Below are 15,998 nucleotides of genomic sequence, written 5' to 3'. Positions count from 1 at the left end.
TATATGACACACCGTGATCCCAAAGTAGAAAAAATCGAGGCCCTCCTCGACCGACTTGGCAATATTGCTGTAGAAGGTTTTCATTATCTTGCACTGTTTGTCATCGGCTGTATGATTTTATGGTCCGCGGGTCATACCATTTTTGAAATTATTACGGTTAAACAATTCGCCACGATTGACGATATTTTATTATTGTTTATTTACCTTGAACTCGGTGCCATGGTCGGTATTTATTTTAAAACTAACCACATGCCGGTACGCTTCCTGATTTATATTGCTATTACTGCCCTGACCCGCTTACTGATTTCGGACATTCAACATGACCATAAAGCAGATATGGGCTTGGTCATTACTACAGGTTCGATCCTCATTCTTGCTGTGGCCATTTTGATTGTGCGCTATGCCTCTTGGACTTACCCTTCGGTTATTCGAGACAAGCATTCCGAAAAGCCACTGCCTGAAGGAAAAACCCCTCGCCCACAAGATGATGAATTGGCTTAAACACTAAATCGTTCCCTCTCCTTTTAGGAGATGAGTAGCACTGCTACGCAAGGGAGAGGTTATAAACCTTATCGATTAGGCACCAACACATAGCGACCATTTTCAAAGATCCAGTACATGCCACTTGGGGGTGCAGGTAAACCTAAACGCTGCCAATCACTGATAAAGGTATAGGTCGAACTCGAAATACTAGCGCTGGCAGGATCGCCATTGACCCAACTATAGCTCTGCGAATTTTGAGTAATCGTGGTCGGCGCATTGTATTGAATACTTATGCCATTTTGCACCTGTGGTGGATATGGACGGTTTGGATAATTGGGATATTGAGGGAGATGAGGATAGTTCGGGTAATGCTGCGGGTAATTGGGAGCATGCTGTGGATAGCTTTGACCATGTTGGGGATAACCAGGCCGATTCATAGCAGGTGTACGCTTAGTGGTATCCACACCTTGATAGTTTGACCATTTGTTTTCCGCAAAAGTACTGGCTGAAGTCATTATCAGCATCACACCTGCCATTGCATAGAATAATGTTGCTTTCACTCAAGCTCTCCTTCACGGTATATAGATTAAGTATAGAACCCATTTTAGGAGAAAAAATGAATAAAAATCCATCAAGTGCAAGAATTTGTTAATTTTCCGACCAAGCTGATCGCACCTTCAAGCTAGCCTGTTTTTGATTGGATTATGCTAAGATTGATTTTATTTCGTAGTGGATCAAATGCTGTGTCTGAATTAAGTTTTGACCGACTTCATCAATTTTTTTCGAAAGTACCTAGTATCCAAGAAGCCTTAATCGACTCCTACGGCACCGATGGCAAAAATGCGTGGTGGTTCAAATTTCAAATTAATGTAGATCACCCTTTAGCATGGCAAACTATTCAAGAATTGGGCCATGTATTGAACTATATTTCTAAAAATGAACGCTTACCGACTCAATTTTTACCGGTTTCTCCGCCACCATATATGAATGGCGAAGCAAAAAAATTCTTGTCTTGGGTGATTCAATGTAACCACGCCGATTTTCCACCAGATGTCATCTGTGACTGGTTAGAAGCTCGTTTGCCACAACCAGTAGATGATGCCGATAAATGGAAAATCAAAACCGATATTAAAGAATTGGATCAAATGACAGATAAAGATTTAGATCAAATCGTTCCGCCGAATCCTGTACCGAAGAATTAAAACTGATTTAGTTCCTCCTAACCTCCCTTTAAAAAAGGGAGGAAAGTCCCTCTTTAAAAAAGAGGGATTTGGGAGATTAAGACAATTCTAAAAAGTAGATATTCCGCTCCATTCCATAAAGCGATACAACACATATTTCAAGGTCGATTCATCCGCATATTTACTATAATCGACACTCATTTGTTTACCATCACGGTTTGACCAAGCGGTATTAAAGTACTGTGATGCATCTTTAAAAACTTGAGCATCTTTCACACCGATCACGCGTAAATCCGTTTCTAAATTATAATTTTTCAAGTTACGTGCCGTGAAATTGGCAGAACCTAAAATCATATCGGCTTGATAAGCAGTACGTTTTAAAATCATCTTGCTATGGCACTGCTCACCTTGGGTATTACACCAACGTACATCAATACCCGCATCATGTAATTCGGATGCTACAGGTCGATTTGGAATGCCATTTTTGGTACGTCCAAAAGCATCCTTATTCGGATCGAGTAATACACGAACTTTCACGCCACGTTCATGTGCAGCAATGAGTGCTTTGATAATTTTACGTTCTGACAAGTAGAACATCGCGATATCAATTTCAGTTCCAGCTTTCTTCGCACTATCAATTAAGTCGAGTGTGGCATCATAAATGGCTTTTTCAGTCAGCACTTGAACCTGTGGCTGAGTTTTCGCGGCTTCAACATCTTTAATCACTACAAATGGAATATTGGCTTTAGACATCATACCTACGGCTTGCTCAGTCTTTAACAAGTCAATCGCGGTCATGCCTTTGACGGTTAAGGCTACATTGGAATGTCGTGAGCTACCATCATGTGGATTCATAGAGGTGACTAAACCTTTCCAACCGTCAACGGTATCGACCACCAAGGTTTTACGATGATTGGCTTTAAAGTTGAAAAGATCCATATAACTGCGGATCGTCACTTTCTCGGTTCCCAATGGGTTCGGTAACCAGCCTTTTTCAGGATTATTGCCAATATCTTGACAACAGATATACCAAAAACCTGACCATGCTGGATTAGAGGCACGAAGCGGCACCAAATTGGTTTCCATCAACTCAATGCCCCCTTGTCGTAATTGACGATAATGCTCGGGTTGAATGCCGCCATAGACCGAATTGACCGGGTCAGTAATCACAAAAATTTCCACTTGAGGTGATACGCGACGCTTCAAAATCAGCGCATCGGTCAGCTCCTGTGTTAATTGTTCATGTTTTAATTGAGAGTCGCCAACTTGCGGATTAAAGAGAAACATATCCAACACAATGGTCGACTGTGCTTCTTCAATCATTTTCAGCATTTCTTTAAAAATGCGATGTTCCTGTTGCTGCTTTCCTTGCGCATCGATATAGGTTTCATCCACTAAAAAGTTCACTTCGGCATGGCGAAGTTTTCCCGTGTAGTTCAGCCCTTCCGGCAGTGGTTTTAGCGTGTGATAGGTTGCCGATGCCAAATAACCTAAAACCAATAAACCAATGACCACACCCACATAGCGACGACGTGACCAATTGAGCTTGTGATGTATTCGTTGAATGATGCGCATAAGAAAAAACCTAGTCTAATGCGCTCAGACTAGGTTTTATTCATTGATTTTTCAAGAGGATTTCTGTGACTTTACCTAGACTTACTTAGAAAAGTCTGTGCAAATTCAATTAGAAACCAAATTCAAGACCAACTGTAAAATTACGACCGACTTGTGGAATATTGGCAAGGAATGACGTGTGAGAATAAACATCTTCATCCAATAAATTATTGGCTTTGAAATAGACTCGATAATCATTTTGATCTTTCAACTGACCACTATAGGCCACACCCAAGTTCACAATGTTGTAGCCATCTGTTTCACGCTCAAATGCAGTGATTTTGTCTTGTTTGAATACATGTGAATATTCAGCAAGACCTGACCAACCATCAGCAAAGTCAACATCTACCTTGGTTCCTAAGCGCCCTGCAGGCACACGTGGCGCATTTTCACCATCAATTTTGCCGCGTACATAATCACCAAAGACACTGAGTTTATACATATCATTAATGGCATAACCCACTTGCGCTTCCGCGCCATAGAACTTGGCTTTGTCTTGGGTGTAATCAACTAAGCGGAAGTTTTCAAAATTATCTTTAGTTGCAGCATAAATGTAGTTGTCATACCAGTTGTGGTACACATGAACGTGATAATCCAACTGATCTTTTTCATAATGGAAACCTAATTCGAGATTATTAGATTTTTCAACATCTAGATTTTCATTTCCTCGTTCATAGGTATTGGTCGCAAAATGCTTACCATCTGCATAGAGCTCTTGCGCCAATGGCAAACGCTCTTGATGAGAACCCACCAAGGATAATTTATAATTGGGTGCAAACGCCCAGTTCACAGCACCTGAGTAGGAAATACCATAATCGTCATAATCTTTTTGTGCAGAATCGATCTGAATTTTCTGCTGATCGACTCGGGCACCCAACTCGACATGAAAATCACCAAATTGTTTATGTTCTAAACCAAATACACTCCATTTTTGGGTTTTATTTGGGTTTATCAATGACTCTTCGCCACTGATATTGAGCTTTTGTTGATTGTACTGGGTACCGATTACCCCTTCCCATTCAGCAATTGGGTTATGGACCAATTCTAAACGGCCATCATAGCCCTGACTTTTAAAGGTCGTTGCCGCTGTATTGCCTTCAATTTCGTCATGTTGATAATCGGTATAACTTGCATGTGCACGGAGTTTTTGGAAGCCCGCAAACGGATTCGCAAGTTCGGTACGAAAATCATAACGTTCTGACTTTAAATCGACCCATGGGCCTGCGGCATCATGATCGTGATCATGTTCGTCATGCGCTGAATGATCATGTTCATCGGTATGCCCATGGTTATCATGACCATCACAGTGTAGATGGTCATCATGGGGATGACAGCTTTCATATTCATGACTATGACCCGGCAGGCCATATTGGTCTTGTCGGTTGCTATAAGACAGTCCAGCAAAACCACGATCATGAATCCATGACGCGCCCACACTGACATTTTGCCCTTCTGCAAAAGTGTTGCCAACGCGGCGTTCTTTTTCTAATTCACCATCATGATCATGGAAATAATTGGGTGCAATATAGTCATTGGCTTTGCGTTTCGAGCCTTCTACACGTATGGCAAATTGCTCACCTAAAGCAGCCGTCACACCGGCACTTGCTAATTTTTCATCACTGCCTGAGTTATAACGAACCCCAACTTGCCCTTCATAACCTTTATCAGGAATAGAGGTAGGAATCTTTTGATCCGTCACATTAACCAAACCGCCGACTGTGCCTGCCGCGTATAACAGTGTTGATGGCCCACGGATCACTTCAATTTGTTTTGCCAAAATCAGATCTACCGTAACCGCATGGTCAGGAGATAAAGTCGAAACATCTGCAGTTTCTGAGGCGTGTTCTAAGACTTTGACACGAGGGCCATCTTGACCACGCAGCACAGGACGACTTGAACCTGCACCAAACTGATTTGAATATACACCCGGCTGTCCGGCTAACGCATCACCAATTGTGACGCCACCTTGTGCAAGAGCTTTATGTTGAATGACATTATCGGCAACAGCAAAATCTGCCGCACTTTGGTTTAAAGGATGGACCTGAACATTAATCGCTTCGAGCTTTTGTACCTGTTGTTCTGGGTCATCGGCATAAAGGTTGGGTGCAATCACTGCAAAAATCGAAACAGTTATTAAATTCTTATGAAAAGACATGTTGGAGAGACTCAAATCAGGCTATTTTTGAATAATGTTATAATATAACATTTCATTCGTTTTGCAATAAAAAACATTCTAATCTGCCCAAATCATATACACTCACCGATACTACATTGTATTTATTCATATATTTATTTTAGTTCAATGCCTTTTACCATATCCCATGCTGTACTCGCACCGCCTATTTCCAAGTTAAGCGGAAACCGCCTGCCTATTGCAGCACTCGCAATTGGTAGCATGGTGCCGGATTTATTCCGTTTATTTACTAATGCTGACTACAATGGATCCCATCAATGGTCGGGGTTAATTTTTCCAAACTTAATCCTAGGTTTGCTGTTTTGTGTGCTGTGGTATGTGCTCTATCGCCCGATGTTATTTGCTTTTTTTTGTTTAAATAAGCCGCTGAATCTACAGAATTTCAATAAATTTTGCGGATTTATACTCAGCCTTATCCTCGCACTCATCGTTGGAACATCGACGCATATTGTTTGGGATGGCTTGACCCATGTTGACTTTCGTACCTTTGCATTTAAGGATCTATTGAGTCTACCGATTCAATTTTTTGGTCATTCATATCCCCTACATCGCGTGTTGCAAATTGGATTATCTGGCTTGGCACTCCCCGTTTTGGCATGGATGATTTATCGTCATCATCTTCACTATCGAAGTACTGCAAACGTCCCCACATCCATCAAAGTCTATGTATATGGTTTAGCGGCCCTGTCTTTAGCTGCGGGCATCGCAAGTTATTTTTATTTTGCTGACAGTATTTATTCAGATGCCTTTGTGCATAACTTGTATGCCTATGTCGGCAAAGCCATTAATTATTTTTTCCGTGCATTTTTGGCCACGTTTAGCCTTGGTAGTCTGATATTTCTGATCTTAAGCAAGAGCACTAACATTTTTTCTACGTCATCGGCTTAAGCCCTTCATTGAGCAAAAATTTGCTGTAAATTTGGCTGTTTTAGCAATAAGTCCTTGTGACAAAACAGCCAAAAAGAGGCATAATCCCCTATTCGAATAAAAGCGGTGCGCTGTTTACGCATTCGCTGACCTTAACCCATATAGTTGGATTTCTAACGCTATGATGCGAACTCATTACTGCGGCTCACTTACTGAAGCCCAAATCGACCAAACCGTTACATTATGCGGTTGGGTTCACCGTCGCCGTGACCACGGTGGTGTAATCTTCCTTGACATGCGCGACCGTGATGGCCTTGTTCAAGTAGTGATTGACCCTGATACTCCTGAAGCTTTCGCGACTGCTGATAAATCACGTTCAGAATTCGTATTAAAAATTACAGGCCGTGTACGTCGTCGTTACGAAGGTACTGAAAACGCGAATATCGTGAGTGGTCAAATCGAAGTTTTAGGCAAAGAAATTGAAGTTCTTGCTGCGTCTGAAACTCCTCCATTCCCATTGAATGACGACAACACAAATATTTCTGAAGAAGTACGTTTGAAATATCGTTTCCTCGATATTCGTCGTCCAGAAATGTTAGATCGTTTACGTTTCCGTTCTAAATTAACAAACCTTATTCGTAACTACTTCGAAGAAAATGGTTTCCTAGACGTTGAAACACCGATTTTGACTCGTGCAACTCCTGAAGGTGCGCGTGACTATTTAGTACCAAGTCGTGTTTCTAACGGTAGCTTCTACGCACTTCCACAATCTCCGCAATTGTTCAAACAGTTGTTAATGGTTGGCGGTATCGATCGTTACTACCAAATTGCTAAATGTTTCCGTGATGAAGACTTACGTGCTGACCGTCAGCCTGAATTCACACAAATCGACGTTGAAACATCGTTCATGAGTGACGATGACATCATGGATTTAATGGAACGTTTAACGGTTAAGATGTTCAAAGAACTTCTAAACGTTGAATTCGACAAATTCCCTCGCATGACTTATGCAGACGCAATGCGTGACTATGCATCTGATAAACCTGACTTACGTATTCCTTTGAAACTTGTTGATGTTGCAGACATGATGCAAGACGTTGAGTTCAAAGTATTCGCAGGTCCTGCAAAAGATCCTAAAGGCCGTATTGTTGCGCTTCGCGTACCAGGTGCTGGCGCGCTTCCACGTAGCCAAATTGACGAATACACTAAATTCGTTGGCATTTATGGCGCGAAAGGCTTGGCTTACATCAAAGTCAACGAACTTGAAAAAGGTATTGAAGGTCTTCAATCTCCAATCGTTAAATTCATCGAGCCAATCGTGCTTGATCTATTGAAACGTGTTGGCGCTGAAAATGGCGATATCGTATTCTTCGGTGCAGATAAAGCGAAAATCGTAAACGATGCGATGGGTGCTTTACGTATCAAAGTCGGTCACGACATGAAACTTGCAACTTGCGAGTGGGCACCACTTTGGGTTGTTGACTTCCCAATGTTTGAAGAAACTGATGACGGTAAATGGACGTCTGTTCACCACCCATTCACGCTGCCAAAATCAAGCGTTGAAGAAGTGAAGAACAACCCAGGTGCTGCACTTTCTGTTGCTTACGATATGGTATTGAACGGTACTGAAATCGGTGGTGGTTCATTACGTATCTTCAACCTAGAAATGCAAAAAGCGATCTTTGAAGCGCTTGGTATTTCTGAAGAAGAAGCAGAAGAGAAATTCAGCTTCTTGCTTAATGCCTTGAAATTCGGTGCGCCTCCTCACGGTGGTTTGGCATTCGGTCTTGACCGTTTAGTGATGTTGATGACTGGTGCATCTTCAATCCGTGACGTGATTGCATTCCCGAAAACGAAAACTGCTGAATGTCCACTGACTCAAGCGCCTGCGCCAGTTGAAGCAACCCAATTGCGTGACCTAGGTATTCGTTTACGAGAAAAACCTAAAGCTGAAGAATCTAAATAATCTTACATTTTTAGATTTAGATTTAAAGGTTTAAAAAAACCCTGCTCAATGCAGGGTTTTTTATTTCGATCAACAAAAGGTCGTTGAAAACCTACAAAACATAAATTAAAGATTTGATTGACTTTGCTAATATCAAAATGATTCAACTGCGTTATGATGTTGCACTACATCCTTTGGGCAATGGATAGCTCAATTTTCCACTTCCAATTATTTTGTTTTTAGATTCAGATCTTTTTGTACTTTTCACTGAATAAGTCCGGTCTCTTGGCAAAATTTATTTTATCCCATGCTGTCAATTTTGAGACCTTGTGATTCATGTACTTTATATTCAAAATCATCGCGCTATTGCCACTTTGGCTGTTACAAAACTTGGCCTTGATGATCGCGTTTATTCTTGACCTGTTTAACTCATCAATCAAACGTATCACTAGCATCAACATTCAACTGGCCTACCCAGATTTGTCAGAGACTGCGCAGAGACAGCTCGTCAGTCAAAGTATCCGCAGCCAATGCTTGACCTATATTGAATTTATTAAATGTTGGGGTATGCCACCAAGTTATAGCCTGAGCTTACTGAAAAATATTTATGGTGAAAATATCCTCACGGAAGCACTTGCGAATAAAAAAGGTGTCATTGTTGTGGTTCCGCATTTTGGCTGTTGGGAACTACTCAATGCATGGCTGAACTTGTATACAGAACCGATGATTATGTATAAACCGAATAAAAATAAAGGGATCAATCGTTATCTGTTAGAAGCACGAGAGAAGTTCAATGCAACCTTAGTCCCGACAGATGAAACAGGGATCCGTGCCATTTTTAAACATTTAAAACAAGGCGGCCTAACGGTGATTTTACCAGACCATTTACCAAAGCCTTCAGGCGGCATATATTCCAATTTTTTTGGGCAAAATACTTTATCGATCACGCTAGTTTCAAAGCTTGCTGCAAAAACCCAATGTAATGTCATCGGCTTAAGTTGTATCCGACAACCTAACTTAAGGCACTTTGATGTACACTGCCAAACATTATCAGAAGAGATTTCCTCTAAAGATTTACAATGCTCAGTCGACGCACTGAACATCGCGATGCAAGACATCATTAACCAAGCACCTGAACAGTATATCTGGTCTTACAAACGCTTTCGGGTCTGCTTTGGCAACATCAATATGTACCGCAAATAAAGGTGATCTGAACAGAACTCAACCTTAAGATTTGTTTATCACGGGCTTGGATTAATCTTATTCAATTGAGATCGATTATTGACAGTGGCATAATAGCCTCAATTTCCACTTTAAGTGATTCTCCTATGGCTATGCGTCCTGAAGTCCGTCGTCGTGCAATCGTGTTGATTGTTTTTTCTGTCGTACAATGGTTGTTCATGCGCTACATTTTAGCCAATGAATTATTCAACTTAACCACCTATAACCGAATCGTTTTATTCTGTGTCAGCAGCCTTGCAGGTGCATTATTAATCTTTGTCGGTTTGATTTATATGGTGTTGAAAGGTAATGCGGATAAAGAATAATATTCCCGTCATTGGGGATAAGATATTTTACAATTTATTTGTTAATGCAATTTCTAATTAATTTACATAAATTACAGTATATATTTTATGGGCCTACGAAAATCAATACGAAAAATATTTTACCATTTAAGGTTTAAATATTTATTTTATAAAAATATCAGAGGTAATTGTATAAATGCTGAAAATTATGCCGACCCAATTCTTCTTGGAAATCCTAAATATACCCAAATACCAAAAAAAATTTGGATTTATTGGAATAACAACCCCAGTAAATTAATCTTAGACTGTATAGACCAAGTTAAAAAAATAAATACAGAATATGAGATATTTTTTCTAGATGACAATACAATTATAAATTATTGTAAAATTGATTTTAATGTCTTTCATGAATTAACACCTCAACAAAAATCTGATCTAATAAGATTCGACCTTCTATATAATTATGGTGGGATTTGGTTAGATGCAAGTATAATTCTTTATAGAGATTTAAATTGGATATTGCAATTATGTCAAGATAACAAAAAAGAATGCTTCGCTTTTTATAGAAAACCAAATACTATTTTTTTTGATTTCCCTGTTATTGAAAATTGGCTATTAGCGACTTCCGCTAAAAATAATTTTTTTAAATTTTGGAGAGATGAATTAAGCTATGCATTAACAATAGGTGTTGATAATTATCTACATAATATATCAAATCTTCCTAATCCAAATTTATATTTTCAAAAAATTAAAAACTTAAAATATTTCATAGCATATGTTGCATGTCAAAAAGTATTAAGAAAAGAGATACCCAATATCTATCTAATTAATTGTGACAAAAATGCTTTTCTATATCAAAATTTAACACCAAAAAATAAATATGTATTTTTAGAAAATATGACTCTAAACTATAATCCATCTCAACCACCACATTTAATTAAATTAATCGGCTCACAAAGAAAAAACATTGAGCACTATTACAATTTAAAAAAATTTAAAAAAAATTCTTTGCTAGATTTTAAGTTAAATTGCAATAATTAAACTTAACTTTTATAAATATAATTTATTAAATAACTTAGCCCAGTTTTTTTTGATAAATTTTCCATATTTACTTTTGGAGGCAATTTTTTTTGCACTTCTATCATACTCAAGACGACTTAAATAAATGTCTGACTCACCTTTTTTTATTTCTGGATGATCAATTAAATTTATCATCCAAATTTTAGTCGATGCATCAAAATCAAACAAATAACTCCAATCATCAGTTCTTCTAATTGGTAAATGATAATTTAATAAAGTTTTTGCCATATCACGATCAATGACATATGCTACAGCATAATTAACACGGTGAAAAAAATGTGGAGATACATTTAAAACTTTCTGACCTAGAAACTGAAAATCCTCTATTTTGCCTCTAACTTTTTTACATACTTTCATTTGAATTCCACATAAACTCACAAGTGTATTGCTTGGAATTTTTTTATTTATTATTTCTTGTTCTAAAACATCAAAATTTAAAGCATTAGGAATAATTGCATCATCCTCCAACACTAAAGCATATTGATCATTAGTCATTAGAAAACTTTTCAAAGCCTCTAAATGTGATAAAGTGCATCCCAATTCACCAGGTGTTAAAGGTTTTTCTCTTCCTTTTACAGCCATTTCGAAATATTCTTTAGTAGGAAGATCTGCCCCCTTAATACCTATAATTTCGTAATGAATTGCTTTATCTTGGAAGAAGGATTGGTTTAAAAAATTTTTTAACCGAGGTGACTCTTTGTGTTCAACACTAATTATAAATACTTTCAATTGCCGCTCCAAAAAAATTACGATTTCTTTAGTTGAATCTGTTCATAGTACAATTTTTCAGTCTTTGTACACATTTCTTCAAATTTCAAATTCAATTGTGCTTTTTCAAAAGCTGATTCAAATTTTGGTTGAAGTTGAGATTTTAAACCAATTTTTTTGTTGATTAATAACTTAAGTGCTTGTGCGTCATTGGGTCGGCAAACATATTCTTGATCTAAAAAATCCGTCACCATTCCAACATCTGTGGCAAATACAGGTACTTTTAATAGTAAAGCTTCAGCAAGTGTAATAGGTCCACCCTCATTCCTAGAAGAAATAATCATAACGTCAGAATTTGTTAATAATTGAGGTATATCTGATCTCGAACCCAACAATTTTACATTGTCCTGCAAAAAAAGCTCAGATATTTTTTTTTCCAAAATAGGCCGATCTCCCCCTTCACCTGCAATCAAAAGATCAGCATCAACTCCTTGCCAAGCTTCAATTAAAAGATCAAAGCCTTTAGCTTGTACTAGCCGTCCAATAGCTAAAGCTTGTGGACGAATTCGTGGGGTCAATCTCATTTCAGATAAATACTCTACAGATGTCCCATTCCAGATTACTTGAACCTTATTCTCTTCTGGAAAAATTTGTGCAATTTTATGACTAACTGCAATTACCTTGTCAAATTTAAGGAATGGCTTAATATTAGTTTTAATATTGTGGATTGTAGCAATAGTTGGACAATCAAATTTATTGAGCCATGGTGATAATATATTTGCAGCCTTGTTTGCTTGTGCATGAATAATGTCTGGAGAAATACTTTTTATAAGCTGAAAAAGCTGATAATGAAGCAAGGGGTTAAATCGGCTTCTTGATAAATCAATATTATGTAACTTAATGCCTACGTGCAAATAATCTCGATATGAAGCATGAGCAATCAAATGCACTTCATGATGTTCTGCTAAGGCATTGCATAATTTTATGGTATGTTGTTCCAATCCACCCATACCGGCACTAGAAGCCATAACCTGTATTATTTTCATACGTTTTCTAGCCTTGTTTCTTAATAACTTGTTTCAACCGATCAGCCCTACGTAGAATTTTTTTCTTCATCAACCGATTAGACCAATATGAAATGGGGATAATTTCTTTACCACGAGCTATAGATTTAATATCGACACAATATAAACGCATCCCCTTTGAGGATTGCTGTATAACCATATTTCCAGAATTTAAGTCAAATAAAGGGATGCGATATTCAAGCAAAAATTTACAAAATTTATCAATCTCTTTGTATAACTGTTGCTTACTTAATGTGGAGTTTTCACGTATATGATGATGTAAACTTTTTGCAACTGTACCATCTTCATTACGAACAAGTTCAGTTGATAATATCCAACCCAACTCACTCTCATCAAGACTATAAATCGGAGCAATATATTCTAGGGCAATTTCATGAGTCACCAATTTGTGTAATTTTTTTGCAGCTCTCCATTCTACAAAATTTTCATTAAAATAATTAAAATTACGACTTAAATAGCGTTGTATTGACTGTCTCCAGTTTTTAGTCTTTTTCCGTTCAAATGGTAAATCAATTTTTAGACAAATCGAATTATCTCTTGGTGAAATCACACAATAACGATTTGCCCCTGAACCTAATAATTCTGCTTGAGCAATTTCACTTTTTGAATACATGTTCTAACCATTCATAATTTTCTGAATACGGCTTATCAAAAATTGTTTCCAACATAAATTTTGTTGTACGCTGACAATTATAACTCACATGTGCACGCTTCCAACCAGCCTCAGCTATTAACTTAGCCTGATCTGGATTATCTTTATAAAATTGTGTCTTTCGAGCTAAATCATCCAAGTTATCAAAATAGACTACTTCAGAATCATTAAATAAAAGATCTAATTCTGGTACTTTAGGCGTGAATGTCAGTAAACCATTCCCCGTCAATTGCACAATACGATCAGATACATATAAACAAATATCATTGCGTCGTGAATAACTCAATCCCATTTTACTTTGTGTTAGCGTTTGAATATAATCCGCTCCATACAACTTGGGCGCTACAAAACCAGGCAAGTACAGTTTTAAAAATGATATTTTTTGCTGCAACTGTTTTACAAAGTTTGCTCGCTCCTGATCTCCAGCAGAACCACAAAAAATAAAATCATGTGAAGTATTTTTATTTAAAAAACTTTGTCCTACTTCAACTACCGAATTGACCATGTTCGGCATATATGCAGCCACAGTTTGATCTTTAGCGAATTGTTTTAATAACTCACCGCCAGTTGTAACAAAAATAGTATCTAAGTAAGGCTGAAACTTATGGATAAACTTAATTTTTTCAGACTCATAGATTGGATCTACATACCAAAAGGCAATTTTAATATTTGGATATTTCTGTCTAATTTGCTTTAAAGTTTCAGGATCAATCTGTGGACAATGCCCAATCAATACTAAGTCTGGTTGTAAGTTATCAGTCAGACGTAAGACTTCAGCATTTGCCCATTTAGCCCCAATTTTTTTAGTCCGCCATATTGTTCCAAAGTAAGCCATATCTTTAAATGAAAAATCATAAACAAAATGACCATTTTGCTGTAATCCAAAAGAAATTTTACGGTCTGTGTTATAAAACTGCTCAGCAGATTTTTTATAAGCTAGGTTACAAATGTGAAGAATCTTCATCAGAAAATTAAGCCCCAATAATTTAACTTATTGTATATGATTCAAATTAATCTCGTTCATTTATTCAAATTATTTAACTTTATAGTATGAAAATTTGTCAGCACTCACTTAAACTTTCTTGTATTGAATAAGAACAGTATTTTGAATTGAGGAAAATTCTACTCACTCATACTAAAATTTTAATTATGTACCACCTAAACTTAGATATGGCACATAATCATCCCAATCAAAAACGGTGACATTTTGATTATCTTCGATATTCGCCAACGATTTTTTAGGATCTAATAATGATGTTTTCACCCCCAATAAATCTGCATAAATATGCATATAATCATAGGCACTCACAGTCTTGTTATAGTAGTTTTTGGCCTGCGCATCGCTACGTAATACAAAAAATGGAACCTGATAATTATCTTTAAAATCATTATCTACATGATATGAATCTTCATCCACGGTCATACCATGATCAGAAAAATACGTCACACTGAAATTACGCTGATCAGCCTTCAAAGTGGTATATATCTGTTCTATAAAGTGATCCAACTTATTGATCGAAGATAAATAACAATTAATCGTTTCAGGTTTATCCGCATACATGCGCGGAGCCTTAAACAGACGTTCACACGCATCCGGATGTGAGCCCATCATATGAATAAAAATCACATTTTTTTGCTTAGCATATTTCTTTAACTGAGCCTGTAATATTTCGACCATTTTATCATCGTCGATATTATTCGACATATAGTTACCACTTTTCAGAAAAAACTGATGATCGGCATGAATAGCAATTTTAGAAATCGCCGTATCATTTTTCCCCATAAATCCCTGATTTGAAATCCACATGGTGTTATAGCCAGCTTGTTTTGCTAGTGTCACCACATTTTTTGCAATTTGTGGTTCACGGTTTTGATCAACCAAAGTCAGCGTTCGAGTCAGACTGGTTACCGTATTTGGTGCAGTGGCGATGTAATGATCTACAACATCTAGTGGCATCTGATTTAAAAAAGGCGTGGTATCTTCTTTCGCACCGTAAAGTGATAAATGATCTCGCTGAACACTCTCACCAATGATAACCACTTGATTATCATAGCTAGCATTCACCTGTTGAATTTTCCAATCAACATCTTGCACATTATCTTTAAGGAGTTTGGCCTCTTCTTGTTTATATTTAACCGTCGCTAGTGCAGTTTGAACACCAAACACACTGACGCCGTTGGCAATAAAGATAAGTGCCAAAATCAGCTTGCGATAATTTCCCTGACGAGTTGGATTAAAAAATAGAATATAAAAACAGAGGCTTGAAAATAAAATCAAGGCAAAAATAATATATTTAGGATTAACTACAGATAAAAATTCAAAAGCTTCATTGGTATTGCTTTGGAACATCGATGCCACGATTCCCAAAGACATGTGTCCTTGTAAGAACCCCGTCCCACTTGCAATATACAGGCTAATGACAAAAAACAGCGCAAGGAAAATGTACTTAAAAATACGACTATGTAATTGTTTTACAGAAATGAAAAAAAACGTACTCGAAAGAACCAAAACAAAGAATAAAGGAGCATCTTTGACTTCAGATAAATAGTCCCAAAAACCCAACCCAACGCAAAACCCAATTGAAAGCAAAAATGGAAACAAATAGGTTTTTAGCATTGACCCGACAACCCTGTAATATTATTCAAACATTGTCTAGTTAGAC

General features: G+C 37.5%; 15 protein-coding genes. 7 read left to right on the top strand and 8 right to left on the bottom strand.

From position 1 onward, the window contains the following. Window positions 1–3: 3 nt before the first annotated feature. Window positions 4–501 carry a phosphate-starvation-inducible protein PsiE gene (locus AC4CU0_RS02845; protein WP_078194156.1) on the top strand — a complete coding sequence of 166 codons (498 nt, stop codon included), beginning with the start codon at window positions 4–6 and terminating at the stop codon, window positions 499–501. Window positions 502–569: 68 nt separating this feature from the next. Here AC4CU0_RS02845 and AC4CU0_RS02840 read toward each other — a convergent pair whose 3' ends face one another. Continuing rightward, window positions 570–1,043: an RcnB family protein gene (locus AC4CU0_RS02840; RefSeq protein ID WP_490742411.1), complete on the bottom strand. Its 474-nt coding sequence runs from the start codon at window positions 1,041–1,043 to the stop codon at window positions 570–572. A 183-nt stretch (window positions 1,044–1,226) separates the two neighbouring features. On the opposite strand from AC4CU0_RS02840, the gene AC4CU0_RS02835 reads away from it, so the two are divergent. Next, window positions 1,227–1,685, top strand: coding sequence for a hypothetical protein (locus AC4CU0_RS02835; RefSeq protein ID WP_490742410.1), 459 nt, complete (start codon window positions 1,227–1,229; stop codon window positions 1,683–1,685). Window positions 1,686–1,772: 87 nt separating this feature from the next. On the opposite strand, the gene AC4CU0_RS02830 is transcribed toward AC4CU0_RS02835, so the two are convergent. Then, window positions 1,773–3,239: a phospholipase D family protein gene (locus AC4CU0_RS02830; protein ID WP_490742409.1), complete on the bottom strand. Its 1,467-nt coding sequence runs from the start codon at window positions 3,237–3,239 to the stop codon at window positions 1,773–1,775. Window positions 3,240–3,348: 109 nt separating this feature from the next. Continuing rightward, window positions 3,349–5,433: a zinc piracy TonB-dependent receptor ZnuD gene (gene znuD / locus AC4CU0_RS02825; RefSeq protein WP_490742408.1), complete on the bottom strand. Its 2,085-nt coding sequence runs from the start codon at window positions 5,431–5,433 to the stop codon at window positions 3,349–3,351. A 147-nt stretch (window positions 5,434–5,580) separates the two neighbouring features. Here znuD and AC4CU0_RS02820 point away from each other — a divergent pair, with 147 nt between their 5' ends. From AC4CU0_RS02820 to AC4CU0_RS02800, 5 genes are all read left to right on the top strand, one after another. Further along, window positions 5,581–6,360 carry a DUF4184 family protein gene (locus tag AC4CU0_RS02820; RefSeq protein WP_490742407.1) on the top strand — a complete coding sequence of 260 codons (780 nt, stop codon included), beginning with the start codon at window positions 5,581–5,583 and terminating at the stop codon, window positions 6,358–6,360. 160 nt (window positions 6,361–6,520) lie between these two features. Next, complete coding sequence (gene aspS / locus AC4CU0_RS02815; RefSeq protein WP_490742406.1) at window positions 6,521–8,305, top strand: aspartate--tRNA ligase; 1,785 nt, start codon at window positions 6,521–6,523, stop codon at window positions 8,303–8,305. A gap of 315 nt (window positions 8,306–8,620) precedes the next feature. Continuing rightward, window positions 8,621–9,487 carry a lysophospholipid acyltransferase family protein gene (locus tag AC4CU0_RS02810; protein WP_490742405.1) on the top strand — a complete coding sequence of 289 codons (867 nt, stop codon included), beginning with the start codon at window positions 8,621–8,623 and terminating at the stop codon, window positions 9,485–9,487. Between the two features lie 125 nt (window positions 9,488–9,612). After that, the gene (locus AC4CU0_RS02805) at window positions 9,613–9,831 is read left to right on the top strand and encodes a hypothetical protein (protein WP_111885360.1); all 219 of its coding nucleotides are present in this window, start codon (window positions 9,613–9,615) and stop codon (window positions 9,829–9,831) included. A gap of 87 nt (window positions 9,832–9,918) precedes the next feature. After that, a complete protein-coding gene (locus AC4CU0_RS02800; protein WP_490742404.1) occupies window positions 9,919–10,851 on the top strand; it encodes a glycosyltransferase family 32 protein in 933 nt (310 codons plus the stop codon). A 9-nt stretch (window positions 10,852–10,860) separates the two neighbouring features. Here the strand turns inward: AC4CU0_RS02800 and AC4CU0_RS02795 are convergent, their stop codons facing one another. The 5 genes from AC4CU0_RS02795 to AC4CU0_RS02775 form a co-directional block, all read right to left on the bottom strand. Beyond that, on the bottom strand, window positions 10,861–11,619 hold the full coding sequence (locus AC4CU0_RS02795; RefSeq protein WP_180109990.1) for a glycosyltransferase family 25 protein: 759 nt from the start codon (window positions 11,617–11,619) through the stop codon (window positions 10,861–10,863). Between the two features lie 17 nt (window positions 11,620–11,636). Beyond that, window positions 11,637–12,644 (bottom strand): glycosyltransferase, encoded by a 1,008-nt coding sequence (locus tag AC4CU0_RS02790; protein ID WP_490742403.1) that lies wholly within the window; start codon window positions 12,642–12,644, stop codon window positions 11,637–11,639. Between the two features lie 7 nt (window positions 12,645–12,651). After that, the gene (locus tag AC4CU0_RS02785; RefSeq protein ID WP_490742402.1) at window positions 12,652–13,296 is read right to left on the bottom strand and encodes a YrbL family protein; all 645 of its coding nucleotides are present in this window, start codon (window positions 13,294–13,296) and stop codon (window positions 12,652–12,654) included. Next, entirely contained in the window at window positions 13,280–14,299 is a 1,020-nt protein-coding gene (locus AC4CU0_RS02780) for a glycosyltransferase family protein (protein ID WP_180055865.1), read from the bottom strand. Before AC4CU0_RS02780 ends, AC4CU0_RS02785 begins: the two co-directional genes overlap by 17 nt. Before the next feature lie 183 nt (window positions 14,300–14,482). Then, window positions 14,483–15,952 carry a phosphoethanolamine transferase gene (locus AC4CU0_RS02775; protein ID WP_490742401.1) on the bottom strand — a complete coding sequence of 490 codons (1,470 nt, stop codon included), beginning with the start codon at window positions 15,950–15,952 and terminating at the stop codon, window positions 14,483–14,485. Window positions 15,953–15,998 lie beyond the last annotated feature (46 nt).

The sequence above is a fragment of the Acinetobacter sp. LipI_15 genome (assembly GCF_058242865.1).
This window is presented reverse-complemented; position numbering and strand designations above follow the sequence as displayed.